Genomic DNA, 24,224 nt, shown 5'->3' with positions numbered 1-24,224 from the left:
TCGCGAGCGGACGGGGCGCCCGTCCGCTCGCCATCACCTATGCCTGGTCCTTTCTCGGCCGGCCGCGGGGCCTTTGCTCCGGGGCCGCGACCTTGACCCCGCGCCGCGCCAGCGCCTCGCGCAGCAGCACCTCGATCTCGGCATTGACGCTTCGGAAATCGGCCGCCGCCGTGCGCTCGAGCGCCGCCCACAAGGCGGGCTCGACGCGCAGTGGAAAGGCCTTCTTGGGCGTACTGGCGGCCGGCACGGTCCCGCTCCTATTGGTAGAGCGAGCCCGCGTTCACCACCGGCTGCGTGTCGCGTTCCGAGCAGAGCACGACCATCAGGTTCGAGACCATCGCCGCCTTGCGCTCGTCGTCGAGGTCGACAACGTCCTTCTCCGACAGGAGCTGGATCGCGTTTTCGACCATCGAGACCGCGCCGACGACGATCTTCTGCCGCGCCGCGATCACCGCCTCGGCCTGTTGCCGCCGAAGCATCGCCTGGGCGATCTCCGGCGCATAAGCGAGGTGGGTGAGGCGCGATTCGTCGATCGTGATGCCGGCCCGGCCGACCCGGTCCTGAAGCTCGCGCTCCAGCTCCTGGGCGACGGCCTCGGCATCGCCGCGCAGCGTCACTTCCTTATGCTCGATATCGTCATAGGGATATTTGCCCGCCATCGCGCGCACCGCGCTCTCGATCTGGATTTCGACGAACTCCATATAATCGGCGACGTCGAACAAAGCCTGCGCCGTATCGGTCACGCGCCACACGACATTGGCCGCGATCTCGATCGGATTGCCGCGCAGATCGTTCACCTTGAGCTTGTCCGAGGTGATGTTGTGGATTCGCGTCGAGATCTTCGTGCGCGTCATCCAGGGCAGCACCCAGCGCAGGCCGGTCGTTCGATCCGTGCCCCTGTAATCGCCGAACAGCAGGATCGCGGCCGCCTGGTTGGGTTGCAACAGGTAGAAGCCGCAAAGGATGAACAGGAAGCCGAGCGCGCCGACAAGGATCATCGCCAGGCCGAGCCCGAGGCCGCCGCGCGTGACCAGATCGACGTCGAGCTTGTCCGGCACCCCCCCGGTCAGCTGGTAGATGCCGGCCGCGATCAGGGCGAGCATCGCAAGCATCACGAGCAGCATCACATAGCCGCTGCTGGTCGTCGCCGACCGTTCCCGCGAGTGGCTGAGCGCCGGCGCTGGGGCTTGGTCCGCAAGAGTCGTCATCATTGTTCCTCCCGAAGTAATGATGATATCATAATTATATTGGATCGCCGAACGCAAGCGAAATCGTTCCGGGGCCGCGACGGCCACGAGACCGGGGGAAAGGCCTGCGCCGAGCCGCAACCGCGCATGAGCAGTTCATTAACCCCTTTCTGTTAGCTCCGTCTCAAACCAGAACAACAAGGGTCGGAGTGATGAACAACCTGGCGAAGGCCGCCCTCGCGGCTGCTGCGATGCTGGTGCCGGGCGCAGCCGCGGCGCAGCCCGCGATCGGCAATGTGCGGATCTCCGCGCAGATTCCAGTGGTCTGCAACATCGACAGCGACGATTTCGCGATCGATTCCGCCATGGGCCAGGCCCAGGGCACGGTGCGCGAATTCTGCAACGCCGCCCAGGGATTCGTGGTGATGGCGAGCTATCGCCCGCTCGAACCGGGCGAGGAAGTGCGGGTCAGCTATGATGGCGAGACCAGCGAGCTCGCCCCCGGCGGAATGAGCGCGGTCGCCTTCCGGTCCGGCCCGCGCCTTCGCACCATTCCGGTGCTGGTCCGCTCGACCGGCCTGCAGAGCGGCATCTCCGTCGCTCTCGGAATGACGCCCGTCTGAGCCCGAAGGCTCTAGACCGGCGTCACCGTCACGAACACGCGATCCGAATAGAAACCGGCGCGCACCGCCCCGATCGGGCCGGCGCGGACGACCAGCGGATGAAGCTGGCCGAGCGCGGTCGTATAATCGTTGTAGCGATAATCATTGTTGGTGGACGCGAGATTCACCGGCTGGCCGTCCAGCGTCAGCGTATAGGGAATCCGGTCATCACCGCCGGCGCGCACCAGATTGCCGCTGTTGAGCGATCGGAAATTCACCGAATAGGCCGACGTGCTCCAGATGCGCAGCGCGAACGGATCGGACATGCTGGCCTGGCTGGTCGAAAGATTGCCGAGGTCGATCCGGCTCACCTCGTCGCTGCCGGTCGCGCCGACGATCCGCAGGCTGACGGCGCGCGGGACGGTCACGTTGATCGTGACGTCCTGGGTGTCGGCCTGGTTGCCCGACGAATCGAGCAGGGTGAAGCGCAGTTGCTCGACATAGACGCCGGCCTTGAGCCCCCAGGGGGTCGGCAGCGTCACCTGGAACGGAACCGCGCGACCGTTGGGGCCGGGGGGCGCATTGGGGATGAGGACGTCGCTGTTCGGCGAACCGGCCGTCCCGGCAAAGGAAAGCACGTCGATGTCCGTGCCGCCGGAGCGCAAGGTGTAGGGCGGCATGTTCGGATCGGCAGGGCCGACCCGAGTGACCCGGATCGTGGCGTTGCACGTCCCTGGCCCGCCGCCGTCGAGATTGCGGACCCGCAGGTTGAACTCTTCGCGCTTCACCTCGCCCGTGCCGATGCTGAGGCCGGTGAGGTTGACGGTCTCGCCAGTGCCGACGAAGGCGGGCGAGCAGGCGGCCGAAGCCACGCCCGGCGCTGCGAGCGCGGCGAGGGACGAGGCAATCAGAAACAGATGGCGCATCGGAATCTCCTGTCCGCGCATCATGGAATGTTAACCGTTCCCATCCGGTAAAGGCCGCTCGTGTCGGCCGGCACCGCGATGGTGAAATGGCGACCGTTGCTGAGCGTCACCTCATAGGTCTTGCCGGGGGCAAGGCCGACGACGCTGAACCGGCCGGCGGAGTTGCTGAAGAAGGGCTGCTGGGTGAAGCCGGCATCATCGGTCGAGGCGATCGTGCCCGAAACCAGCGCCGCCGGATGGCCGTCGCTGACAAGATCGCCGAGCGCGCTCACGAATCGTTCGTTGCCGACGGTGATCCGGTAGCCGCTTCGATAGGGCGGCCGGACATGGACGACGCCGGCGCCGATGTCGTAGCCCGGCGGCAGATCGTCCACGTCATACTGGATGTCCTGCGCGTTGTACGAGGTGAGCCGCGGCAGGACGCCGGCGCCGAGCGGCCCGCTCGCCGCCTCATATCGATTGCCCTCGAGCGCGCGGCCGACGATGACGTTCTTGTCGTCGATCGAGCTGTGCGGGCGAACGATCGCGAAGGAATCCGCGATCGGCCGGCCGATCCCGAAGACGCCATCGGCGAAGGAGATCGACGTGCCGAGCTGGAGCCGGAGCCGCTGATCGTCGGTGATGTGGCCGAAGCCGTCGCCGCGCGTCTGGACGAAGGCGTTGGCGGTGAAGCGGTTGCCGATATAGGTCAGGCTGCCGTTGACCGCGGCATCGTCGCCGCCGTTCGATTCCACCGACAGATCATAGCCGAACGAGTTGACGTAGCTGTCGGCGCCGCGCGAGACGTTGGCGGTCAACGTCTCCGTCCGCGAGCGATAGTCGACCGAGGCGCGGGTCCGGTTGTTGAACAGGACGGTGAGGCTGAGCCGGACGCCCCAGTTGGCGCCGTACAAATCGTCATTGCCATATTCGCCGCCCACGCTGATGCGGAAGCGATCATTGGCCTGATAGACGAAATCGGTGAAGACGTTCACATAATCCGAATTGCCGCCGCCCCGCATCGTGTAATTGCCGCCGGTGACGATCGTCAGCTTCGGATTGAGCGCCTGGGAATAAGAGGCGCTGATGTTGAATTGCGACAGTCCCGGCGCGCTGATGAACCCGACATTGCGATAATGCGCGCTCTGGTAATCGATCGCGATCGACACCTGGCGCTGGCGGTTGATGTCACCGTCGCGCCAGCGATAGGACGCGCGGCCGGCAAAGCCGGTGCCGTCCACGTCGGCATGGGAAACCGCGCCCTGGAGCTGGAAGCTGCCAGGGACGACCTGCGGGACGACGCCCACCTGGCCGGCCAGGACCTGCACGTCCCCCGAAATCTGCGTCGCCGCGCCGAGCACGAGCGTGTCGGAAATGCCGCGGCGGTACATGCCGACCAAGGCTGCGTCGTTGGTATAATTGGGCTGCAGCGAGAAGTTGCGCGCGATCGCGCCGACGCCGGCCGTATATTCGACATCGCCCTTGGCGAGATCCAGCGGATCGAAGAAATAGTCGAAATTGACGAGCTGCTGGCGCCCGGCGGCGTCGCGGATCCGCAGCTGGATGTTGTTCGATCCGGTGCGGATCGGAAGCTGCGACAGATCGTAGCTTCCGGGGCTGAGCTGGAAGGTCTGGTAGGGCGCGCCGTTGATCAGCACGTCCACATTCGACGGCGTGTCGATGAAAATCTGCCGACCGCCGAGGCGTGACACGACCGCATAGGGATCGAAAATCTGCCGGCTGCGCTGGACCGCGACGCCGCCGATGAAAGGCGTCTGCAGGATCGGCAGCGTATCGAGCCTCAGATCGCCGACGCTGAACCGGCGGTAATGATCCGGCTGGTCGAAGACACCGCGCACGCCGCGCCGGAAGAACCGGTAATTGTCGCCGAACTCGTCGGAGAAGGCGGTGTCATATTCGACGACGAAGCTGCCGTAGCGCACGGCGCCGTAGAGGAAGAGATCGGGCGTCCGCATCCCAACCGGCTCGTTATAGTCGATGTCGGTGCTGATGTTCAGATAGCCGCTGAACTTCGCCGGCGGGACGGTCGGCAGGTAATTGCGCGCCTCGGTTGGCTGCGATTCGCCGAGAACCTGGGTCGGCCGCAGGTCGCCGCTGAGCTGGGCGAGATCGACCTCGATCCTGGTTGGATCGAAATGAAGATCGAATCCGTTCGCCCGATATTCGCTTTCGGCCACATAGGGCCGGCCGTTGATCAGCGAATCGAGCCGCTGCCGGCCGGCGTCGTTGAGCAACGGGCCGACCTGCGCGCGAAGGCTCTGGCTTTCGAACGCGACCGCGCCGTCCGGCGCGATCTGGATCAGGATGTCGCCATAGACCTGGCCGCCGCTGACAAGCGGGCCGGTGAGGTTGACGGTCCGCCCCGGCGGCGCGACCGCGGGGGCGGGCGGTGCGCCGGCCGGCGCCTCGGCCTGGGCCGCGGTCGCCTCGGCCGGTGCCGGCGTCGCCTGGGCGAAGGCCGCGCCGGCCGGCATGACGGCGGCAAGCGCCGTCGCCATCACCCATCGCGACGCGCCCCGAAGGGCAGGCTTCCCCCCCGCGCCATTATCAGGAACCGGAACCGGACGGGACGTTCAGCGTCACCTGGATCGGCGCATCGGCCAGCGGACGCTGGGTCGGCACGAAGAAGGTACGGGTGCGGCCCGGCGCGACGACGCCGACGCCGACGCTGCGGATGATCTCGTTCGGCGGGATCGTCTGGGCATAGGCCTGGCCGTCCGCCCCGGTTCCGGCGATCCGCCATTCGAGCGTTCCGGCGTTGAAATAGCGGTTGCCGCGATTGGCGATCTGCACCTCGATCCCGGCCGCGTCGTTGCGCGTCGCGGGATGGGCCGAAACCATCTCCGGATTGGCGACCGCGCCATCGGGGATCACGTTCACCAGCACGTTGAAGTTGACGACCACCTGGACCTGGTTCTGGGCGACGCTCATGTCGACCGGCACCTGGCGGATCGCGAGATAATAAAGCTCGGAATGGTCGAGTGCAGGATCGCCGACATATTGGACGCGGAAGACCTGCTGCGAATTGGGCTGGACCACCGCCTGGGCTGGAAAGACCAGGAAATCGTCGTCCGCCGGCGTCAGCGTCAGCTCGCCCGTGTCGCTGATCTCCCCGCGCATCATCTGGGCTTCGACCGGGAAGGTGCGGGCGTCCGGATTGGTCAGCTCGACCCGGGCGATGGCGCCGCGGCCCGACGGCTGGACCTCGACGATCATCGGCGCGACGCGCGCCGCTTCAGACGCGGTCGCGCCAAAGGCAATGGCGGCCGCAAGAACAGCGCGAACCAGCTTGCTCAACATGTGAAAATCCCCAAACCCCGGAGCGAATCATAGCATCGCCGGCCGCGAAAATCGCCCGCTTCCTTCAACAAAGCGTAACGATCGGGCTCGGAAGAAGAAAAGGGGAGGCCAGGCCTCCCCTTTCCCGATTCAATACAATCCGGCCAGACGCCTTAGATTGCGCCGAGCGTGATCGTCGCGACGTCGGCATAGGTGCCGGCGAGCGGACGAAGCGGATTGTCGGCGCGAAGGACGCGCACGCGGACCACCGCGCGATCGTGGAACGCATCCGGCTGGACCGCGTCGATCGTCTGGTTGATGCCACCGGTGTTGTCGGTGACGAGCTCGGCGCCGGTGAAGGCGCTGCCGTTAGACGGCGAGAGGCTCAGGCGATAGTTGATGCGGTTGGTGAAGTCGGCCGAGTCCGGACCGTCATTCAGCTGCGCGGTGCGAAGGCCGCCGAGCAGCGAGCGCAGGCGGATCGTCACCGGATAGTTGCAGCTCGCCCAGGCGCGCTGAGCCGAATTCTCGTTGCCGGTGATGCGCAGGGCGCCGGCGCCGGGATCGGTCTCGATCGCGAGCTGACCGAAGTTCACGTCGCTGAGCGCCTCGAGGCTGCACTCGGCCTGGACGTTGGCGGTGATGGCGAAGGCCTTGAGGTCCAGCGGCGCCGCGAAAGCCGGCGCGGACATGAGCGAGGTCGCGGCGACCGCGGCCAGAAGAATCTTTTTCATGTGTCTCTTCCCCATTCCATTATGTGTGACCACACCGATGGGGCTCGTCTCCAACAGACCCGATCGGCATGCACCTGGGGAAGCGCGTCAACCCGACTCACTTCCCGACGGTGAAGAAGAAGTTAAAGCGAATCCCCAGGGAGCCGCATCCCCAACATTGGGGAGGCGCGGCGGGCCCTCGTTGCCCTCCCGCAACAAAAACCAAACATTCCCAATGGCCTGACCTTCTGGTCAGATGAGAACTAAGAGACTTCGCCCTGTCCGATCTGCCTCCTTTGTGCCCAAACGAGACAGGCCGCCGGCAAATGTTTCTCAAGTCTTCGCATCGGGCTCGCCGATCGAGAGCTGCGCGGGTCGCGGGTCGCGCATCAGCGGTTCCTTAACCCATTTCGACTAGGCGTCGTTCGTTCATCACGGGATTTCGGAACGCATGCGCCTTTCCGCAAAGTTGTTGGCCGCCTTCGGCCTCCTCAGCCTGCCCGCCGCGGCCGAGGCGGGTGGCGCGAGCGTCACCTTCCGCGCGCTCGTGCCGACGATCTGCCAGCTGCGCTCGCAGCTTTCCGGGACCGCGGAGGCGACCAATGCCGATCTCGTCGTCTTCTGCAACGCGCCGGAGGGCGCGCGCATCTCGGCGGTGCTGACCGGCGGCGATTCCGCGGGCTACCGGATCACCGGCGCCGGCGCGCCGCTCATCGCCACCTCCGGAACCGAATTCGACGTGCGCACCTATGCCACCGCCTATTCGGGGCAGGAGCATCTGCAGATCGCGCCCGTGTCCCAGACGCCGGGCGCGACCCCGACCATCCTGTTCCAGATCGTGCCGGTCGGCTGATCGGCCGCGATCCCGGCCGCCGGCGTCAATCCGGCAGCACTGTGATCGTCAGCTGATCCTGATAGCGGCCGGCCCGCGCCAGCCCCACCTGCCCGATCCGCACGCGCAGCGGCCGCGACACGCCGTTGAGCCCGGTCGCGCGCACCGAGGGAACATAATCCTCGCCCGAGGTGAGATTGAGCGCGCGCCCGCCGAAATAGGCCGTGTAGCCGATCCGGTCCGCCGCCCCGCGCGTCTCGTGCCACAGCGCGCCGCCGTGCGGCGAGGTGAAGCGCAGCGAATAATCGTCGTTCGACTGGACGAGAACGGTGAGCGAGGCTTCCGCATTGTCGCGCAAGATGCCGAAATCGAGTGTCCGGTTGTGGCTTCCCGTCCCGCGCGCCGCCGCGAGGCTGGAAAGGCCGCTATCGTAGAGCATCACCGACATTTCCGGCCGCACCGTGGTGACGAGCTCGACGGTCCGCTCGGCGGAGATGTCGAGATCCGAGGCATCCAGCAGGCGCACCCGCACCGTTGCATGATATTCGCCCGACGCGACGATCTGGCCCGGCGGAATGCGGAAGGCGAGGTGCTGCACCTGGGTCTGGCCCGAGGCGATGGTGACCGGCACGGCGTGCGGCGGATTGCCGACGTCGATCTGATTGTCGACGATCGTCGCGAGGCTGCCGGGAAGCGTCACCGCATAATCGAGCCGGTCGCCGCCGCCGCTGCGCAGGTCGGCCGCGTCGGTGCGCTGCACCGAAAGCCGCGCGTTGCAGGTCTCGCTCCCCTCGTTGGAGATCGAGATCGAGAAATCGGTGTCGAAGCGCGCGCGGTTGAAGCCTTCATAGCCGGCGCCGCTATTGCCGGCGAAGCGCACCTGTCCGGGGCTATCGATGTTGAGCGTGCAGCGCGCCAGCGCGGGCGCCTGCCCCAGGCACAGGCCAAGCACGCCGGCAGCGAAAAGCATCAGGCGCATCATTGTCCTCCCGTTCCAGAAATCGTGCCGACGTTCACAAATCCCGTCGCGTCCGCCGGGATCACGATCCGGATCCTGACGCCGGCGGCCGGGAAGCGGACCTCATAGGTCTTGCCCGGCGCGAGGCCAATGATGCCGAAGCGGCCGCTGCGGTTGGTGAAGACCTGCTGATCGGCAAAGCCGCTGTCGTTGACCGACGTGACCGTGCCGACCGCGAGCGCCAGCGGCTGGCCGGCGGCATCTGCGGCGATGCCGATCGCGGAGGCAAGGCGGTTGCTCCCGACCACCGCCGAATAGCCGGAGCGGTAGGGCGGGAAGAATTCGAAGCTGCCGGTGCCGAGATCGTAGCCGGCCGGCAGGTTGGCGACGTCATAAAGAACGCGCGACAGCGAATAGGAACCGAGATCGGAGAGCAGGGCGGCGCCGAGCGCGCCGGTGCGGGCGCGATCGCCCTGCCCTTCGACATGCGGGCCGACGATCACCTGCCGATCCCCGAGCGTCGGGTGGGCGCGCACGATGGCGAAGGAATCGCGGACCGGTCGACCGATCGCGAAGACGCCGTCGGCGAAGGCGATCGCCGTGCCGACGTTGAAGCGGACGCGGCCGAGATCGCCGGCGCGGCCGTCGTTCAGCACCTGGGCGTAGCCGCCCGAAACCTCGAAGCGGTTGCCGATATATTCGAGCGTGCCGTCGGCGAGGTTCTGCTGCCCGTCCGCGCCGCTCACCGTCAGGTTGGCCCCGAACGTCCCGATGCCGCCATATTGGGAGCGATAATCATATTCTGCGAGATAACGGTTGTCGCGCGAATCGTAGCTCGCATCGGCGCGGCTGGTGCGCCCGAACCGCTTGGTCAGCGACACGAAGACCGAGAAGGGCGACTCGCCGGCGATGGTGTTGCGATATTCCGGCGTCACCCGCAGGATGAAATCATAGTTGAACCGGTAGGCGAGGCTGACCGACGCGTCCCAGCCGTCATTGCCCGGGCCGTAGACGCGGCTGTAGGCCGCACTCGCCGAAAAGGTGAGCCGGTTGGCGATGAGCACATCGCTGTACCGGATGCCGGCGCGGAATCCCTGGCCGAAGCCGGTCACCGCATTGTCGCCGAAATTGCGCGAGGAATATTCGACGAAGCCGTCGAGCGTGCGCCCGCGCCCGCGCCAGGAATCGGGGAGTTGCGGCTGCACCGTGACGGCGGCCGCGACGCCTGTGCGGCGGCTGCCCCGGCTCGCCGCCAGATCGAAGGAGATGTTCGCGATCGGCGTCGCCGTCACCGCCTCGGCGCCGACGATGGCCTGGCGATTGACGTAGCGCGCATTGGCGCCGAGCGTCAGCGTCTCGCTGACCCCGCGGCGATAGAAGCCGGCCACGACGAGATCGCCGAAATCATAGCTGACCTGCTGGTTGAAACGGGTCGCCTGGACGCCGGCATCGACCTCCCATTGCGCGATTCCCGGGGCCAGCAGGTCGGCGTCGAAGAAGCTCGAGAAGGTGAAGGTCTGGGCCTGGCCGCGATCGTTGCGGACCTCGACCCGGACGTCGTTCGCCCCCGAGACGAGCGGGAAATTGGACAGGTTGTAATTGCCCGGCTGCAGCCGGACCTGCCGGATGAGCGCGCCGTTGACGTAGATGTTCACGTCCGACGGCTCTGCAAGGATGAACGAGCCCCGGCCTGTCGGGCGCGAATTCTGGAATGGATCGAAAACGGTGACGTTCCGGAACGCGGAGATTCCGAGCATGTCCACCGATCCGAGGAAGCCGACGGTCGGGGTGAACAGGTCGCCGGCGGCGAGGCGGATGTTGGCGCTTGGAATATCGTAGGTCAGCCGGGTGGCCTGGCGGCTGAATGTCCGGTCGGGCGCGCCGCCGATCTCGACGGTCGCGGAATTTTCAAGGACGAAGCCGCCGAGCCGCAGCCCGCTTTCCAGCAGGAAGGTGCCGCGCGTCTTGCCGATGCCGAGCGTCGGATCCTCGACGAAGCCGAAATTCACGTTGAGGTAGCCGCTGAACCCGGCAGGGTTCTGCCGCGAGGCGCTCGGCTCCGGCGCGCGTCCGAGCGAGCTCAGTTCAAGATCGGTGCTGCCCCGCGCATTCGCCGGAACCGCGATGACGAGGGCGACCCGCTGCGCGTCGAACCGAAGCGGGAGGCGCAGGCGAGCGACATCGTCGGGCCCGATTTCCTGGACCCCCTGAAGCCGGCCGCTGACCACGCTGAATTCGGAGACCGAATAGAGCGGCTGCAGCAGCGGGAGGAGCGAGGCCACCGGGATTCGATAATCGCCGGTCTGGGAGACGCGGGCCGAGATCGTGCCGACGGGCCGATCGATGTCGAGAACCGGGACGGTGAGCGGAAACAGGCGGGACGCCGCCGGCGGCTGCGCCCCATCCTGGGCGACAGCCGGCGAGGCGACGGCGAGCGCGGCCGCCGCGCATCCCAGACCCAACCAGGCGCGGCGGGCGAAAAGCGCCTCAGGCCGGACCACGGTTGGCCAGCGTGACGGTCGACGAGGCCGTCACCGGACCGTCGAACGGAACGAAGAACGTCTTGTGCTCGCCGGGAAGGACAAAGCCCGTGCCGACCGCATTCTTGAGCGCGGTGCGATCCCAGCTGTGGCTGCCGTCGAGGCTCATCTCGTGCTCCGACATGCGGCCGAAGCGATTGCCGGTATTGCGGACGTCGATTTCGAACCCGCGCACGCCCTCCGCATTGGTGGCCGGGCGGACGGCGGCAACCTCGAAATTCGGCTCGGTCCCGGGCGGGACGACATGCACCGAAATCCCGAACTGGTAGTTCACGCGCACGCCGGTGACGTTCGGATCGACCTGCGCGGCCACCTGGGTGACATAGACATAATAGGAGTCCGACTGGGTCGGAATGTGGTCGGCGATCCACTGGATCCGCAGCGTCTGCGTCTCGCCCGCGCGGATGATCATCTGCGGCGGGAAGATCACGAAATCGTCGTCGGCCGGAACATCGACCTCGCGCCCGTCCACCACGGTGCGCTTGACCACGGTGACCTCGAACGGAAGCTGGACGTCGGTGACGTTGGTCAGCTGCACCACCGATGACATGCTCGGCGTGTTCGGGATGATATAGACCACGAACGGGTCCACCCGCAGGCTGGCCGAAGCGGGACCGGCCCAGGCGAGGCCGAGCAACCCGAAAAGGAGGATCAGCCGTTTCGCAAGATCCCTCATGACCCACCCCTGGCAACTGGAACGGACGCCCGACATGACGTGTCGGGCAACGCGGCAAGGCGTCGCCCGGCGATCATCGGATCCGCTCGAAACAAGAATAGGCCGGCGCCTCACGACGCCGGCCTAGAATGCAAAACTTAAGAATCCGCCTTGAAGGTCAGCGTCAGCGTTTCCTGATAGGCGCCAGCGACCGGCGGGGTCGTGCTCGGGCTGACCCCGATGTCGATCTGCGACGTGCCGTTGAACGCATCGCTGGTGTAGGTGTCGGTCCCGCCGGCGGCGAGGTTCACACCGTTATGGGCGCCGGCCGCGCCAACGCCGATCTGCTTCGTCGTGATGGCGTAGTCGAGCTCCCCGACGAAGCCGGCCGGGGCCGTGCCGTCACCGTGACGCATCGTGCCGTTGGTGGCGGTCGTCGTCCAGGTGAAATTGTCGTTGCAGAAGGTGCGGAAGGCGATGCTGAAGAAGGCCTGGTTGGTCTGGCCGATCGTCGCCTGGGTCGGATCGTCCTGGTTCGGCACGACGAACTGCCAGCTGGCGTTCACATTGTCGCCGCTCACGCTGTAGGCGAGGCCGGGGACGTTGTTGCCGGCGACGCCGGCGTTGGGAACGACGGTGCAGATCTGCGGGACGGTGCCCTGCAGCGTGACGACCGAGGTGTCCTGCGATTCGGCGAACGCAGGCGTGGTCGCAAAAGCGGAGCTCGCGAGCGCCGCAATCAGAAGCTTCTTCATGAGTTTCTTCCCCAATTCGAGAGTGAATCCCGACCGACGCGCCCGTCTCCATAAGACGCAGCCGGCCTTGGCCAGGGAAGTGGAACCTCTCGACTCGTCCCTCCCTTGGTGAAGGAAGGGTTAAAGGGTGCCCCGCGCTTCCGGTATCCCCCAGGTTGGTGAGATGCGATGAGCTGCGTCCGGCGGAAAATTGCCAGAAATCATTTGATCCCATGAGGATAGGCGGAAAAGCCCAAAGCGGACAGGCTGAGCCGGGCCCGGCCCGGCTGCATCGCGTGTGTCCAAAGGGGACAGTCGCGGGGAAAAGCTTGCGGGGGCGCGGGCCTGTGCGGCAAGCCTCGCCGCGGAAGCGCCGGGGGCGGCTTCGAATGGTCGTCGAACGGGCCCTGGGCCCGGCGCGTCAGGCCGCGTGGCGGGCGCCGCCGAGATCGGCGAGCCAGGCGCGGGCCTGACGCTGCGCCTCGGCGATTTCGCGCGCGGTCATCTCCTCGGCAATGTCGGCGCGGCATTCCTGCGCCTCGCGGCTGCCGTTGAGCGCCGCGAGATTGAACCATTTGTGCGCCTCGACCAGGTCGATCATCGTCCCGCCCGCACCGGTGGAATAAGCGACGCCGAGATCGAACAAGGCGCGCATGTCCCCGGCCGCGGCGTCGGCGATGCGGCTTTCGATCAGGAAGGCCGCGGTCTTCGAACTGTGAGCCATTACGGGTGCCCCCAAAGCTGCGTGTCCGGGAGATTGTCTGCGCCGGCCTGCCTCAACAAATGGTTAACGGGGCGGTCATCCTTTCAGGCGGGCGCGACGGGAAGGTTGTCGATAAGCCGCGTCGTGCCGATCCGCGCGGCGGCAAGCAGGCGCGCCGGGCGATCGAGCGAAGCGAGCGGGGCGAGCGTCTCGGCATCGTGCAGGGCGACATAATCGATCGGTGCGAAGCCCGCCGCCTCGAGCCGCGCGCGCGCGCGCGCCAGCGCCTCGTCGACCGCGGCGCCGTCGCGAATCGCCTGCGCCGCCTCGCCGAGCGCGCGAGGCAGCGCCCGCGCCGCACGCCGCTCGTCGGGCGAAAGATAGGCGTTGCGCGACGAGAGCGCGAGGCCGTCGGCGTCGCGCTGCGTGGGGACGCCGACGATCTCGACCCCGACATCGAGATCGCGGACCATGCGGCGGATCACCGCGAGCTGCTGATAATCCTTCTCGCCGAACAGGGCGATGTCGGGCGCGACCTGGTTGAAGAGCTTGGCGACGACGGTGGCGACGCCGTCGAAATGGCCCGGCCGGGCGGCTCCGTCGAGCCCTTGGCTGACCCCGGCCACGCTCACGTTGGTGGCGAAGCCTTCGGGATACATGGTCGCGACGTCGGGCGCCCACAGGATCGCCACCCCCGCCTCCTCCAGCATCCGCGCATCGCCGGCCTCCCGGCGCGGATAGGCGGCGAGATCCTCGCTCGGCCCGAACTGCCTGGGATTGACGAAGATCGACACGGCGACATGGTCCGCGCGCGTCTTCGCCTCGGCGACCAGCGCCATGTGCCCGGCATGGAGCGCGCCCATCGTCGGCACGAAGGCGATCCGCCCGCCGTCGCGGCGAAGGCCCGCCACCGCGGCGCGCAGCGCCTCGATCTCACGGATGATTTGCACCGCCTGTCGGGCTCCGATAGAGGAAACGAGCGCGGTTCCTTGACCGGGGGCGCGTTCAAGATCAAGCCTTTCGGAGCGCCGTTTTCATGGCCGGCAATGGCCCGCACCTTATCGTCTTCGCCAATGAGAAAGGCGGGACCGGCAAGTCCACGACCGCCGTCCACACCGCCGTCGCGCTCGCCGCGGAGGGCCGCCGCGTCGCCGCGCTCGATCTCGACACGCGGCAGCGCACCTTGGGCCGCTATCTGGACAATCGGTCCGCGACGATGGCGCGCGCCGGGGTCGATCTGCCGATGCCAACGCACGACACGTTCGATCCGGCCAAGGGAGAGTCGATCGAATCGGCGATGGAGCGGATGGGCGCCGGTGTCGACATCCTGGTCGTCGACACGCCTGGCCGCGACGATCCCCATGCGCGCGCCGCGATGATCGCCGCCGATACCCTGGTCACCCCGATCAACGACAGCTTCGTCGATCTCGACCTGATCGGCGAGGTCGATGCCGAAACCTACAAGGTGCGCCGGCCGAGCTTCTATGCCGAGCTGGTCTGGAACAGCCGCACCCAGCGCGCGAAAACCCAGGGCGCGAGCGTCGACTGGGTGGTCCTCAGGAACCGCACCCAGCATATCGAGGCGCGCAACATGCGCCGCGTCGGCGCTGCGCTCGGCGAATTGTCGCGCCGCGTCGGCTTCCGGATCATTCCCGGGCTTGGCGAACGCGTCATCTATCGCGAGCTGTTTCCCAAGGGGCTTACCCTTCTCGATCTGCAGCAGATCGGCGCGGCGCAGGTCGGCCTTGGCCATATCGCCGCGCGCCAGGAACTGCGCGAGATGATCGCCGCGCTCGCGCTGCCCGAGCCGGGAGCACAGATGGCGCCACAAACCGCTTTCGCCTGATGGCCAAGCTGGTCCTGATCGTCGCCCTCGCCGCCGGAGTCTATTTCTGGTGGCTCGGCCGGCGGACCCGTTTGTCGGCCGGCGAAGCCCGAACGCTGCTGGGCATCGACGCCGGGGCGAGCGAAAACGAGGTCCGGGCGGCGCATCGCCGGGTCATCCAGCGCGTTCATCCCGATGCCGGCGGCTCGTCCGAGCTCGCCAAGAGGGTCAATGCCGCGCGCGATCTGCTGCTCGCGGAACTCAGACGGAGACACTGATGCCGCATCAATTCCACCCGACCTCGCTGCGCGAATATGACATTCGCGGGATCGTCGGGAAGACGCTCGGGCCGGACGATGCCCATGCGCTCGGCCGCAGCTTCGGCACGCTCGCGCGCCGCGCCGGCGGTACGCGCATCGCGGTCGGCCGCGACGGCCGCGAAAGCTCGCCGCTGATGGAGGCAGCGCTGGTCCGCGGCCTCACCGAAAGCGGCGTGGATGTGGTGAAGGTCGGCCTCGGGCCGACGCCGATGCTCTATTTCGCCGCCGCCGAGCTCGACGTCGCCGGCGGCGTCATGATCACCGGCAGCCACAATCCGGCCGACTATAACGGCTTCAAGATGACGCTCGGCGGCAACGCCTTTTTCGGCGCCGACATCCAGAAGGTGGGCGCGATGGCCGCCGCCGGCGACTGGGAGGAGGGCGAAGGCACCGTTTCCGAGGAGAGCATTCTCGACCGCTATGTCGATCGCCTGCTCAAGGGGTTCGACGGCGCCGCCTACCGGATCGGCTGGGATGCCGGCAACGGCGCGGCCGGGCCCGCGACCGAGCGGCTGACCGCCTTGCTGCCCGGCGAGCACCACCTGCTCTACACCCAGGTCGACGGCCGCTTCCCCAACCATCACCCGGACCCGACCGACGAGGCCAATCTCGCGGATCTCAAGGCGCTGGTGCGCGACAAGGGCCTCGATTTCGGCATCGCCTTCGACGGCGACGGCGACCGGATCGGCGCGGTGGACGGCGAGGGCCGGGTCGTCTGGGGCGATCAGCTGCTCGCCATCCTCGCCGAGCCGGTGCTGAGCGCCGTGCCGGGCGCGACGGTCATCGCCGACGTCAAGGCGAGCCAGGCCCTGTTCGATCGCGTCGCGGCGCTCGGCGGCAAACCCTGCATGTGGAAGACTGGGCACAGCCTCATCAAATCGAAGATGAAGGAAACCAACGCGCCGCTCGCCGGCGAGATGAGCGGCCACATCTTCTTCGCCCACGATTATTATGGCTATGACGACGCGCTCTATGCCGCCGTCCGCCTGATCCGCGCGGTGACGGCGCTCGGCGGCTCGCTGACCGCGCTCAAGGATGCGATGCCGGCCGTCGTCAACACGCCGGAGCTGCGCTTCCAGGTCGACGAGAGCCGCAAGTTCGCGGTGGTCGAGGAAGTGCTGGGCCGGCTCGCCGCCGACGGGGCCGAGGTGGACCGCACCGACGGCGCCCGCGTCAACACCGGCGACGGCTGGTGGCTGCTGCGCGCGTCGAACACCCAGGACGTGCTGGTCGCCCGCGCCGAGGCGAAGGACCAGGCCGGCCTCGACCGCCTGGTCGCCCAGATCGACGAGCAGCTCGCTTTGTCCGGCGTCCAGCGCGGGCCGCAGGCGGGGCATTGATGCCGCGCCTCCACGTCGAAGCGTTGCTGTTCTGCGGGGCCTGGGCCCTGCTGGCGCTGACGGGCGGCGTGCTCGGCGGACCGCTGGCGGGGCTCGCCGTCGCGCTCGGCCTGCTCATGGTGCTGATGCCGCTCAGCACCTATGCGCTGGCCAGGAAGGAAGACGAGCGGCTCGAACGCCAGCTGCGCTGGGGCGCCCTCGGCCTCGCCGCGCTCGCGCTCGGGGTCTGGCTGACGGCCTAATCATCCTCGTCCTCATAGCCCACCAGGTGCAGTTCGCGGGCCTTGATCTGGCGGGTCATGCACCAGTGCATCAGCGCCTCTTCGCGGCCGTGGGTGATCCACACTTCGCGCGGGGCGAGCTCGGTGATCGTCCGCGTGAGCTCGTCCCAATCGGCATGGTCGGAGACGATCAGCGGCATTTCGACCAGCTGCTGGCGCGCGCGCTGGCGGATCCGCATCCAGCCGGAGGCCATGGCGGTGATCGGATCGGGCAGCCGCCGCGACCAGCGATCGCGAAGCGCGCCGGGTGGGGCGAGGACGATATGACCCTTGAGCTCCTCCTTCGGAACGCCCGTTGCGGGGCGCAGCTCGCCGAGACCGACGCCGAGTTCGGCATAGAGATCGCATAGCCTCTGCAGCGCGCCGTGAATGTAGATCGGCGCCTCATGTCCCCGGCCTCTGAGCTCGGTGATCAGCCGCTGCGCCTTGCCGAGCGCATAGGCGCCGACCAGGACGCAGCGATCGGGATTGTCGTGGAGCCGCTGGAGCAGGCGATCGATCTCGCCGGCCACGGGCGGGTGGTGGAAGACCGGCAGGCCGAAGGTCGCCTCGGTCACGAAGACGTCGCACGGCACCGGCTCGAACGGCGCGCAGGTGGGATCGGCGCGGCGCTTGTAGTCGCCCGAGACGACGATCCGCTCCCCCCTGTGCTCCAGCACGATCTGCGCGGAGCCGAGAACATGGCCCGCCGGCACGAAGGTCACGTCCACCTCGCCAAGCCGCATCGGCTCGCCATAAGCCACGGCGTTGCCCGGCTGCGGCCCATAGCGGCAGTCCATGATCGCCAGGGTTTCCGGCGTCGCCCACACCGATCCATGGCCGCCGCGGGCATGATCGGCATGGCCGTGGGTGACGAGCGCGCGGGGCTTGGGCTGCGAGGGATCGATCCAGGCGTCGGCCGGTTTCACGTAGATGCCTTCCGGGCGGGGATCGATCCATGAGCCGAGACGGGGCATGACGCCTATATGGAGGCGATGAACCGCGAAACCGAGTCCCCCGAATCCTCCCCTCCCTTTCGAGCGAGGGGCTGGGGGTGGGTGAGCGGAGCGGCGGCTCGATGCCGCCGGTTCGCTTCAGAGGCGCCGGAGTCTTATGGGCGCGCGGACGCGCGCGCCCGCCCCAACCCCTCCCTCGAAAGGGAGGGGCCATGACGAAAGAGCTCCCCTCGATTCTCTCCTCCTGGTTTGCGGCGAAGGGCTGGAGCCCACGCCGGCATCAGCTGGAAATGCTCGCCGCCGCGCGGGCGGGGCGCAGCGCGCTGCTCATCGCGCCCACCGGCGCCGGCAAGACGATGGCGGGGTTCCTGCCGAGCCTGATCGAGCTGATCGAGAAGCCCGTCGACGGCCTCCACACGCTCTACGTCTCGCCGCTGAAGGCGCTGGCGGTCGACGTCCAGCGCAACCTCATCGATCCGATCGGCGAGATGGGCCTGCCGATCCGGGTCGAGACGCGCACCGGCGACACGCCGGCCGAGCGCAAGGCGCGCCAGCGCGCGCGGCCGCCGCAGATGCTGCTGACCACGCCCGAATCGCTCAGCCTGCTCCTGAGCCACGAGGACGCGCCGCGGCTGTTCGAAGGGCTGAGCACCGTCGTCATCGACGAAATCCACGCCTTCGCCTCGACGAAGCGCGGCGACCTGCTGTCCCTCGCCTTGTCCAGGCTCCAGCGGATCGCGCCGAAGCTGCGCCGGGTCGGCCTTTCCGCGACGGTCGCCGATCCCGAAGCCTATCAAGGCTGGCTTGCGGCGCATGGCGACGCCGAGAGCGTCGAGATCGTCGAGGGCGACCCCGGCGCCGAGCCGGACATCCGCATCATGCTTCCCGAGGACGCCCGCGTCCCCTGGTCCGGCCATAGCGGCAAATGGGCCGCCGCCCAGGTGATGAAGCAGATCGAGGCGCACCGCACGACGCTCGTCTTCTGCAACACGCGCGGACTCGCCGAGCTCATCTTCCAGGAATTGTGGTCGGCGAACGAACAGGCGCTCCCGATCGGCATCCACCATGGCAGCCTCGCGGTCGAGGCGCGACGCAAGGTCGAATCGGCGATGGCGGCGGGCCGGCTGCGCGCGCTCGTCTGCACCGCCAGCCTCGATCTCGGCGTCGATTGGGGCGATGTCGATCTCGTCATCCAGATGGGCGCGCCCAAGGGCGCCTCGCGGCTCATCCAGCGCATCGGCCGCGCCAATCACCGGATGGACGAGCCTTCGGAGGCGATCCTCGTTCCCGGCAACCGCTTCGAATATCTGGAGGCGCGCGCGGCGCTCGACGCGATCGGGGAAGGCGAGCTCGACGCCGAATCCTTCCGCCCCGGTGCGCTCGACGTCCTTGCCCAGCATGTCATGGCCTGCGCCTGCGCCGGCCCGTTTCGCGAGGAGGCGCTGCTCGAAGAGGTGCGCGGCGCCGCGCCTTATGCGGGCCTCACCGCCGAGACCTTCGCGCGCGTCCTCGCCTATATCGAAAGCGGCGGCTACGCGCTTCGCGCCTATGATCGGTTCAAGCGGCTGGCCCGCGGCCCGGACGGCCTGTGGCGCGTCAGCCATCCCCGCTTCATCCGCCAGCACCGCCAGAATGCCGGGATCATCGTCGATGCGCCGGTGCTCGACGTGCGCTTCCGCAACGGCCGCAGGCTCGGCACGGTCGAGGATTATTTCGCCTCGACGCTCAGCGTCGGCGACACCTTCTTCTTCGCCGGCCTCAGCCTCGAGGTCGAGCGGATGCAGGGAACCGAGATCACGGTGCGCGCCACCACCCGGCCCGCGCGAATCCCCACTTATGTCGGCACCCGCCTCGCCATGACCACGCGCCTCGCCGACCGCGTCCGCAAATTCCTCGCAAATCCACGCGAATGGACGCGCTTCCCCGACGATGTGCGCGAATGGCTGGAGATGCAGGCGCAGCGCTCGATCCTGCCCGAGCCGGGTCAGCTGCTGGTCGAGACCTTCCCGCACGAGCAGCGCCACTACATGGTCGCCTACAGCTTCGAAGGCTGGAACGCGCACCAGTCGCTTGGCATGCTGATCACCCGGCGGATGGAGGCGCAGGGGCTGAAGCCATTGGGCTTCGTCGCCAACGATTATGCGCTCGCCTGCTATGGGCTGGAGCCGATCGCCGATCCCGCCAGCCTGTTCAGCCCGGACCTGCTGGAGGACGAGTTCGTCCAGTGGGTGCAGGGCTCGAACCTGCTGAAGCGCGCCTTCCACGATGTCGCGGTGATCGGCGGCCTCGTCGAGCGCGCCCACCTGGGCCAGCGCAAGTCGGCGCGGCAGGTCACTTTCTCGACCGATCTCATCTACGATGTCCTGCGCCGTTACGAGCCCGATCACCTGCTCCTCCGCGCCGCCTGGGAGGACGCCAAGACCCGGCTCACCGATGTCGCCCGCCTTGCCTCCCTGCTCGATCGCGCGCAGGGCACGATGCGGCATGTCGATCTGGACCGGATCACGCCGATGGCGGTTCCCGTCCTGATCATGATCGGGCGCGAGATGATCGCCGCGGGCGCGGCCGAGGACGAATTGCTCGTGGAGGCGGAGGCGCTTGCCGCCGAAGCGATGCGGGTGGAATAGGAGCCGCAATGGACATCAGCCTCGAAATCCATTGCGACCTGTGCGGCAGCGCCAATTACAGCCTTGGCGACGGCGCCGACGCGCGGCTCACCTGCAACGATTGCGGCACCGATCTCGGCAGCATCGGCGATCTTCGGGCCGAGGCGGAAAATCTCGCGCGCAGCCAATCGGCCGAAGCGCTTCGCCGCGGGCTGGAGGCCTTCGTGGGGCGCGACGACGCGGGTTGACCCCCGGCTGGCGCGCCGCTTTGGTGGCGCGCTCAACAGGGAGCTTCCGCCATGCGCCTTCTCGGCTTCGCCCTCCTGCCGCTCCTCCTCGCGCTGCCGGCCTCGGCGCAGCAGCCACGCGACGACGTGTCCCCGGCCGACCGCGCCTTCCATGAAAGCCTCACCGTCCTCGACACCCATCTCGACATTCCCGAGCGCTGGGATGACGGAAGCTGGGATTTCGGCGCGCGCCACCGCTGGGAATGGGATCGCAGCCAGATCGATCTGCCCCGCATGGAGGAGGGCGGCATGGATGGCGGCTTCTTCGCCATCTACACGCCGCAGGGCGCGCTCACGCCGGAAGGCTATCGCGAGGCGCGCGATGCCGCGCTTGTCCGCGCGACGGCGATCCGCCGCGTCCTGGCCGAGAATCGCGACCGGATCGGGCTTGCGCTGACGCCGGACGATGCCCGGCGGCTGGTGCGCGAGGGCAAGCGCTTCGGCTTCATGAGCATGGAGAATGGCTGGCCGCTGGGCGAGGATCTTTCGCTGCTCGCGACCTTCCATCGGCTCGGCCTGCGGCTGGCATCGCCGGTCCATTTCAGGAACAACCAGCTGGCCGACAGCGCCACCGATTCGCCGCGCTGGCACGGCCTGTCGCCGCTCGGCCGGCAATGGGTGGCCGAGATGAACCGGCTCGGCATCCTGATCGATCTCAGCCACTCGTCGGACGACGTGTTCGATCAGGTGCTCCAGCTTTCACGCGCGCCGATCATCCTGTCGCATTCCAGCCCGCGCGCGATCTTCGATCATCCCCGCAATCTCGACGATGCGCGGATGCGCCGGCTCGCCGCGGCGGGCGGAGTGATGTTCATCAACAGCGTCTATCTGGCGCCGATGGATCATTCGCCCGAGCGTGCCGCGATCGAGGACCGGCATCGCCGCTGGGCGACGCTCAGCGAGGACGAGCGCCAGCGCCTGCTCTCCGATGAAGCCGCGCTCGACGCGCGCGCGCCGCAGCACGAGGCCGATTTCGACACCTACATGCGCGCGATGCTCCACGCGATCGAGGTGATGGGTGCGGACCATGTCGGCATGGGCTGCGACTGGGACGGCGGCGGCGGCGTGATCGGAATGCGCGATGTCACGGCGCTGCCCCGCGTCACCGCCGCGCTGCGCCGCGCCGGCATCCCCGATGCCGACATCGCCAAGATCATGGGCGGCAACCTGCTGCGGGTGCTGGGCCAGGCCCAGGCGGCGGCAACGGGCGGCTGATCTTTCCACAAGGCGCGCGCGGGGCTAGTTTGGCCCGGTCAGGAGTTGCGTTTCCAACATGGATCGTATCGCGTCCCGGCCCGATCGCGCGGGCCCAGCCATTTTCCCGGGCGCGCCTGCCGCAGCCGCCGCCCGGAGCCATGACTGGGCATCGACCCCGCTAGGGCCGCCCGAATCCTGGCCGCAATCGTTGAAAACCGCCGCATCGATGGTGCTCGGCTCGACGCTTCCGATGTTCCTCGCCTGGGGCCCCGATCTGCTGATGGTGTTCAACGACGCCTATGGCGACCTGCTCGGCGATCGCAATCCGGCGCTCGGCCGTCCAGCGCGCGAGGTCTGGGCGGATGCGTGGGACCGGATCAAACCGAATGCCGAGCGCGCGATGGCCGGCGAGACACTCTATTTCGAAGCCGAGCCGCGCCACCTGACCCGCCACGGCGAAGGCGAGACGATCTGGCTCACTTATTCCTACAATCCGGTCCTCGGTGAGGACGGCCGGATCGTCGGCCTGTTCGGTACGGTCGTATCGATCAGCCGCAACGCGGACGCCGAGGGGCGGCTGCGCGAGAGTGAGGAGCGGTTCCGCCTGATCGCCGATTCGGCGCCGGTGCCGATCTGGGTGACGAAGCTCGATCGCAAGCGCGGCTTCGTCAACCGCGCCTATGTCGAGTTCCTCGGCATCACCTATGAGGAAGCGGTCGATTTCGACTGGCGCCACATCATCCATCCGGACGATGCGGAACGGATCCGCGCCGAATCGCTGGCCGGCGAAAGTTCGCTCCAGCCGTTCACGCTGGAGGCGCGGTTCCGGCGTGGCGATGGCGAATGGCGCTGGCTGCGCTCGATCTCGCAGCCGCGCTGGGGCGCACATGGCGAGCATATCGGCTTCATCGGCGTCGCCCACGATATCACCGAATGGAAGCTCGGCAACGAGGCGCTGCGCGAGGTCAACGAAATGCTCGAGCGGCGCGTGGAAGGGCGCACCGCCGATCTTTCCGCCGCGCTCGAACGACTGCGCGCCGAAGTCGCCGAGCGCGAGCGGGCCGAAGAGGCGCTGCGGCAGGCCCAGAAGATGGAAGCGGTCGGCCGTCTCACCGGCGGGATCGCGCATGATTTCAACAATCTGCTGACGCCGGTGATCGGCGGCCTCGAGCTCATCGCCGGCGCGGTCAGCGAGCCTCGGCTCAAGCGGCTCGCCGATGCCGCGCTCGAATCGAGCCGCCGCGGCGCCAAGCTCGCCACGCAGCTCCTCGCCTTTTCCAGGATCCAGCGGCTTCGCATGGCGCCGGTTCCGGTCGAGCAGGTGATCGCCAATCTTTCGGACATTCTGAGCCACACGATCGGGAGCGGCATCCGGATCATGACCGAGATGGGGGCGCCGGGCGTCTATGCGCTTTGCGACGAAAACCAGCTCGAAAACGCGATCCTGAACCTTGCGATCAACGCGCGCGATGCCATGCCGGACGGCGGCACCCTCACGATCTCCACCGCCCGCGAGCCCCATGCCGGGGCCCCCGATCTCGCCGAGGGCGATTATGTGCGAATCACCGTCGCCGACACCGGCATGGGCATGGCGCCGGACATCCTGGCGCGAGCGACCGAGCCGTTCTTTTCGACCAAGCCGTTCGGCAAGGGCACCGGGCTGGGTCTCGCCCAGGTCTATGGCATCGCCCGCCAGTCCGGCGGGACGGTGCGGATCGAAAGCGCGGAGGGTGAGGGCACGCGCGTGCATATCCTGCTCCCCGATGCGGCGCCTCCGGCCGAGGGCGCGGCCGAGGACGTGGCCGGCGGGCGTGGGCCGGCGCGCCCCGCGCCGCCGAGGGCGCGGATCCTGGTGGTCGACGACGATGCCGACGTGCGGACCTTTGTCGCCGAGACGCTGAAGGGCTTCGGGCATGAGGTCGCCGCCTGCGCCGATGGCGCGGAGGCTCTCGCGCGGCTCGACAAGGCCGATCCCGAGCTTGCCCTGATCGACTTCACCATGCCGGGCATGAATGGTGCCGAGCTCGCCCGCGAGCTTCGCCAGCGCCGGCGCGGCCTGCCGATGGCGTTCGTCACGGGCTATGCGGAGACGGGGCAGCTCGAAGCTGCGCTCGGCCCCGATGTCCCCGTGCTTCGCAAGCCGTTCGGCGTCGCCGATCTCGCGGCCCTCGTCGGCACGCTGATCGGCGCCGCGCGCGGCTGACCGCCGGGTCTTGAAGCCCCGCAGGCTTTTCCTAGATCAGTTGCGCTGAAGGACCTTTCGTCTTCGGCCTGTGCGCCGCGAGGCCATGGCGGCCCCGCAAG

At 67.8% G+C, this 24,224-nt stretch carries 23 protein-coding genes; 10 read left to right on the top strand and 13 right to left on the bottom strand.

Annotated features, from left to right (window positions below):
* Positions 1-37: 37 nt before the first annotated feature.
* Positions 38-247 (bottom strand): type II toxin-antitoxin system antitoxin, encoded by a 210-nt coding sequence (locus FRZ32_RS07800; protein WP_147042980.1) that lies wholly within the window; start codon positions 245-247, stop codon positions 38-40.
* Positions 248-257: 10 nt separating this feature from the next.
* Positions 258-1,208: an SPFH domain-containing protein gene (locus tag FRZ32_RS07795; RefSeq protein WP_147042979.1), complete on the bottom strand. Its 951-nt coding sequence runs from the start codon at positions 1,206-1,208 to the stop codon at positions 258-260.
* Positions 1,209-1,399: 191 nt separating this feature from the next.
* On the opposite strand from FRZ32_RS07795, the gene FRZ32_RS07790 reads away from it, so the two are divergent.
* Positions 1,400-1,810: a hypothetical protein gene (locus tag FRZ32_RS07790; protein ID WP_147042978.1), complete on the top strand. Its 411-nt coding sequence runs from the start codon at positions 1,400-1,402 to the stop codon at positions 1,808-1,810.
* A gap of 11 nt (positions 1,811-1,821) precedes the next feature.
* Here the strand turns inward: FRZ32_RS07790 and FRZ32_RS07785 are convergent, their stop codons facing one another.
* The 4 genes from FRZ32_RS07785 to FRZ32_RS07770 form a co-directional block, all read right to left on the bottom strand.
* The gene (locus tag FRZ32_RS07785) at positions 1,822-2,715 is read right to left on the bottom strand and encodes a hypothetical protein (RefSeq protein ID WP_147042977.1); all 894 of its coding nucleotides are present in this window, start codon (positions 2,713-2,715) and stop codon (positions 1,822-1,824) included.
* Positions 2,716-2,735: 20 nt separating this feature from the next.
* On the bottom strand, positions 2,736-5,213 hold the full coding sequence (locus tag FRZ32_RS07780) for a fimbria/pilus outer membrane usher protein (RefSeq protein ID WP_158635870.1): 2,478 nt from the start codon (positions 5,211-5,213) through the stop codon (positions 2,736-2,738).
* 49 nt (positions 5,214-5,262) lie between these two features.
* The gene (locus FRZ32_RS07775; protein ID WP_147042975.1) at positions 5,263-6,015 is read right to left on the bottom strand and encodes a fimbria/pilus periplasmic chaperone; all 753 of its coding nucleotides are present in this window, start codon (positions 6,013-6,015) and stop codon (positions 5,263-5,265) included.
* 152 nt (positions 6,016-6,167) lie between these two features.
* On the bottom strand, positions 6,168-6,728 hold the full coding sequence (locus FRZ32_RS07770) for a hypothetical protein (protein WP_147042974.1): 561 nt from the start codon (positions 6,726-6,728) through the stop codon (positions 6,168-6,170).
* Between the two features lie 430 nt (positions 6,729-7,158).
* Between FRZ32_RS07770 and FRZ32_RS07765 the strand changes: the two genes are divergently transcribed.
* Entirely contained in the window at positions 7,159-7,560 is a 402-nt protein-coding gene (locus FRZ32_RS07765) for a hypothetical protein (protein ID WP_147042973.1), read from the top strand.
* Between the two features lie 25 nt (positions 7,561-7,585).
* Here the strand turns inward: FRZ32_RS07765 and FRZ32_RS07760 are convergent, their stop codons facing one another.
* The 6 genes from FRZ32_RS07760 to panC all read right to left on the bottom strand — a co-directional run bounded on the left by FRZ32_RS07760 (position 7,586) and on the right by panC (position 14,079).
* On the bottom strand, positions 7,586-8,518 hold the full coding sequence (locus tag FRZ32_RS07760; protein WP_147042972.1) for a hypothetical protein: 933 nt from the start codon (positions 8,516-8,518) through the stop codon (positions 7,586-7,588).
* Positions 8,518-10,959, bottom strand: coding sequence for a fimbria/pilus outer membrane usher protein (locus tag FRZ32_RS07755; protein ID WP_158635869.1), 2,442 nt, complete (start codon positions 10,957-10,959; stop codon positions 8,518-8,520). The genes FRZ32_RS07760 and FRZ32_RS07755 overlap by 1 nt, the downstream gene beginning before the upstream one ends.
* A 25-nt stretch (positions 10,960-10,984) precedes the next feature.
* Entirely contained in the window at positions 10,985-11,713 is a 729-nt protein-coding gene (locus FRZ32_RS07750; protein WP_158635868.1) for a fimbrial biogenesis chaperone, read from the bottom strand.
* Positions 11,714-11,850: 137 nt separating this feature from the next.
* Positions 11,851-12,447, bottom strand: a complete 597-nt coding sequence (locus FRZ32_RS07745) for a hypothetical protein (protein WP_147042969.1) — start codon at positions 12,445-12,447, stop codon at positions 11,851-11,853.
* 400 nt (positions 12,448-12,847) lie between these two features.
* Positions 12,848-13,150 carry a hypothetical protein gene (locus tag FRZ32_RS07740; RefSeq protein ID WP_147042968.1) on the bottom strand — a complete coding sequence of 101 codons (303 nt, stop codon included), beginning with the start codon at positions 13,148-13,150 and terminating at the stop codon, positions 12,848-12,850.
* 83 nt (positions 13,151-13,233) lie between these two features.
* Positions 13,234-14,079 carry a pantoate--beta-alanine ligase gene (gene panC / locus FRZ32_RS07735; RefSeq protein ID WP_147042967.1) on the bottom strand — a complete coding sequence of 282 codons (846 nt, stop codon included), beginning with the start codon at positions 14,077-14,079 and terminating at the stop codon, positions 13,234-13,236.
* A gap of 86 nt (positions 14,080-14,165) precedes the next feature.
* Between panC and FRZ32_RS07730 the strand changes: the two genes are divergently transcribed.
* The 4 genes from FRZ32_RS07730 to FRZ32_RS07715 are packed head-to-tail and all read left to right on the top strand — an operon-like array spanning position 14,166 to position 16,856.
* Positions 14,166-14,975, top strand: a complete 810-nt coding sequence (locus FRZ32_RS07730; RefSeq protein ID WP_147042966.1) for a division plane positioning ATPase MipZ — start codon at positions 14,166-14,168, stop codon at positions 14,973-14,975.
* Positions 14,975-15,232 (top strand): DnaJ domain-containing protein, encoded by a 258-nt coding sequence (locus FRZ32_RS07725; RefSeq protein ID WP_147042965.1) that lies wholly within the window; start codon positions 14,975-14,977, stop codon positions 15,230-15,232. Before FRZ32_RS07730 ends, FRZ32_RS07725 begins: the two co-directional genes overlap by 1 nt.
* Positions 15,232-16,614: a phosphoglucomutase/phosphomannomutase PgmG gene (gene pgmG, locus FRZ32_RS07720; RefSeq protein WP_147042964.1), complete on the top strand. Its 1,383-nt coding sequence runs from the start codon at positions 15,232-15,234 to the stop codon at positions 16,612-16,614. Before FRZ32_RS07725 ends, pgmG begins: the two co-directional genes overlap by 1 nt.
* Positions 16,614-16,856 carry a hypothetical protein gene (locus FRZ32_RS07715; protein WP_147042963.1) on the top strand — a complete coding sequence of 81 codons (243 nt, stop codon included), beginning with the start codon at positions 16,614-16,616 and terminating at the stop codon, positions 16,854-16,856. Before pgmG ends, FRZ32_RS07715 begins: the two co-directional genes overlap by 1 nt.
* On the opposite strand, the gene FRZ32_RS07710 is transcribed toward FRZ32_RS07715, so the two are convergent.
* Positions 16,853-17,851, bottom strand: a complete 999-nt coding sequence (locus FRZ32_RS07710; RefSeq protein ID WP_147042962.1) for a ligase-associated DNA damage response exonuclease — start codon at positions 17,849-17,851, stop codon at positions 16,853-16,855. The genes FRZ32_RS07715 and FRZ32_RS07710 overlap by 4 nt on opposite strands.
* A gap of 191 nt (positions 17,852-18,042) precedes the next feature.
* Between FRZ32_RS07710 and FRZ32_RS07705 the strand changes: the two genes are divergently transcribed.
* From FRZ32_RS07705 to FRZ32_RS07690, 4 genes are all read left to right on the top strand, one after another.
* Positions 18,043-20,457 (top strand): ligase-associated DNA damage response DEXH box helicase, encoded by a 2,415-nt coding sequence (locus FRZ32_RS07705; RefSeq protein WP_147042961.1) that lies wholly within the window; start codon positions 18,043-18,045, stop codon positions 20,455-20,457.
* Between the two features lie 8 nt (positions 20,458-20,465).
* A complete protein-coding gene (locus tag FRZ32_RS07700) occupies positions 20,466-20,684 on the top strand; it encodes a hypothetical protein (protein ID WP_147042960.1) in 219 nt (72 codons plus the stop codon).
* A 51-nt stretch (positions 20,685-20,735) separates the two neighbouring features.
* Entirely contained in the window at positions 20,736-21,938 is a 1,203-nt protein-coding gene (locus FRZ32_RS07695) for a dipeptidase (protein ID WP_147042959.1), read from the top strand.
* Positions 21,939-22,128: 190 nt separating this feature from the next.
* Positions 22,129-24,123 carry a hybrid sensor histidine kinase/response regulator gene (locus FRZ32_RS07690; RefSeq protein WP_158635867.1) on the top strand — a complete coding sequence of 665 codons (1,995 nt, stop codon included), beginning with the start codon at positions 22,129-22,131 and terminating at the stop codon, positions 24,121-24,123.
* Positions 24,124-24,224: the final 101 nt, after the last annotated feature.

The sequence above is a fragment of the Sphingosinicella ginsenosidimutans genome (assembly GCF_007995055.1).
Taxonomy (GTDB): domain Bacteria; phylum Pseudomonadota; class Alphaproteobacteria; order Sphingomonadales; family Sphingomonadaceae; genus Allosphingosinicella; species Allosphingosinicella ginsenosidimutans.
Note: the sequence above shows the minus strand (reverse complement) of the source record. Positions and strands in the feature narration are given on the sequence as shown.

What these genes read in the sequence shown, in the direction of transcription:
- FRZ32_RS07795 (WP_147042979.1), bottom strand. Translation starts at nt 1,208, where the DNA reads ATGACGACTCTTGCGGACCAAGCCCCAGCGCCGGCGCTCAGCCACTCG.
- FRZ32_RS07790 (WP_147042978.1), top strand. Translation starts at nt 1,400, where the DNA reads ATGAACAACCTGGCGAAGGCCGCCCTCGCGGCTGCTGCGATGCTGGTG.
- FRZ32_RS07785 (WP_147042977.1), bottom strand. Translation starts at nt 2,715, where the DNA reads ATGCGCCATCTGTTTCTGATTGCCTCGTCCCTCGCCGCGCTCGCAGCG.
- FRZ32_RS07780 (WP_158635870.1), bottom strand. Translation starts at nt 5,213, where the DNA reads ATGGCGACGGCGCTTGCCGCCGTCATGCCGGCCGGCGCGGCCTTCGCC.
- FRZ32_RS07775 (WP_147042975.1), bottom strand. Translation starts at nt 6,015, where the DNA reads ATGTTGAGCAAGCTGGTTCGCGCTGTTCTTGCGGCCGCCATTGCCTTT.
- FRZ32_RS07770 (WP_147042974.1), bottom strand. Translation starts at nt 6,728, where the DNA reads ATGAAAAAGATTCTTCTGGCCGCGGTCGCCGCGACCTCGCTCATGTCC.
- FRZ32_RS07765 (WP_147042973.1), top strand. Translation starts at nt 7,159, where the DNA reads ATGCGCCTTTCCGCAAAGTTGTTGGCCGCCTTCGGCCTCCTCAGCCTG.
- FRZ32_RS07760 (WP_147042972.1), bottom strand. Translation starts at nt 8,518, where the DNA reads ATGCGCCTGATGCTTTTCGCTGCCGGCGTGCTTGGCCTGTGCCTGGGG.
- FRZ32_RS07750 (WP_158635868.1), bottom strand. Translation starts at nt 11,713, where the DNA reads ATGAGGGATCTTGCGAAACGGCTGATCCTCCTTTTCGGGTTGCTCGGC.
- FRZ32_RS07745 (WP_147042969.1), bottom strand. Translation starts at nt 12,447, where the DNA reads ATGAAGAAGCTTCTGATTGCGGCGCTCGCGAGCTCCGCTTTTGCGACC.
- FRZ32_RS07740 (WP_147042968.1), bottom strand. Translation starts at nt 13,150, where the DNA reads ATGGCTCACAGTTCGAAGACCGCGGCCTTCCTGATCGAAAGCCGCATC.
- FRZ32_RS07730 (WP_147042966.1), top strand. Translation starts at nt 14,166, where the DNA reads ATGGCCGGCAATGGCCCGCACCTTATCGTCTTCGCCAATGAGAAAGGC.
- FRZ32_RS07725 (WP_147042965.1), top strand. Translation starts at nt 14,975, where the DNA reads ATGGCCAAGCTGGTCCTGATCGTCGCCCTCGCCGCCGGAGTCTATTTC.
- pgmG (WP_147042964.1), top strand. Translation starts at nt 15,232, where the DNA reads ATGCCGCATCAATTCCACCCGACCTCGCTGCGCGAATATGACATTCGC.
- FRZ32_RS07715 (WP_147042963.1), top strand. Translation starts at nt 16,614, where the DNA reads ATGCCGCGCCTCCACGTCGAAGCGTTGCTGTTCTGCGGGGCCTGGGCC.
- FRZ32_RS07710 (WP_147042962.1), bottom strand. Translation starts at nt 17,851, where the DNA reads ATGCCCCGTCTCGGCTCATGGATCGATCCCCGCCCGGAAGGCATCTAC.
- FRZ32_RS07705 (WP_147042961.1), top strand. Translation starts at nt 18,043, where the DNA reads ATGACGAAAGAGCTCCCCTCGATTCTCTCCTCCTGGTTTGCGGCGAAG.
- FRZ32_RS07700 (WP_147042960.1), top strand. Translation starts at nt 20,466, where the DNA reads ATGGACATCAGCCTCGAAATCCATTGCGACCTGTGCGGCAGCGCCAAT.
- FRZ32_RS07695 (WP_147042959.1), top strand. Translation starts at nt 20,736, where the DNA reads ATGCGCCTTCTCGGCTTCGCCCTCCTGCCGCTCCTCCTCGCGCTGCCG.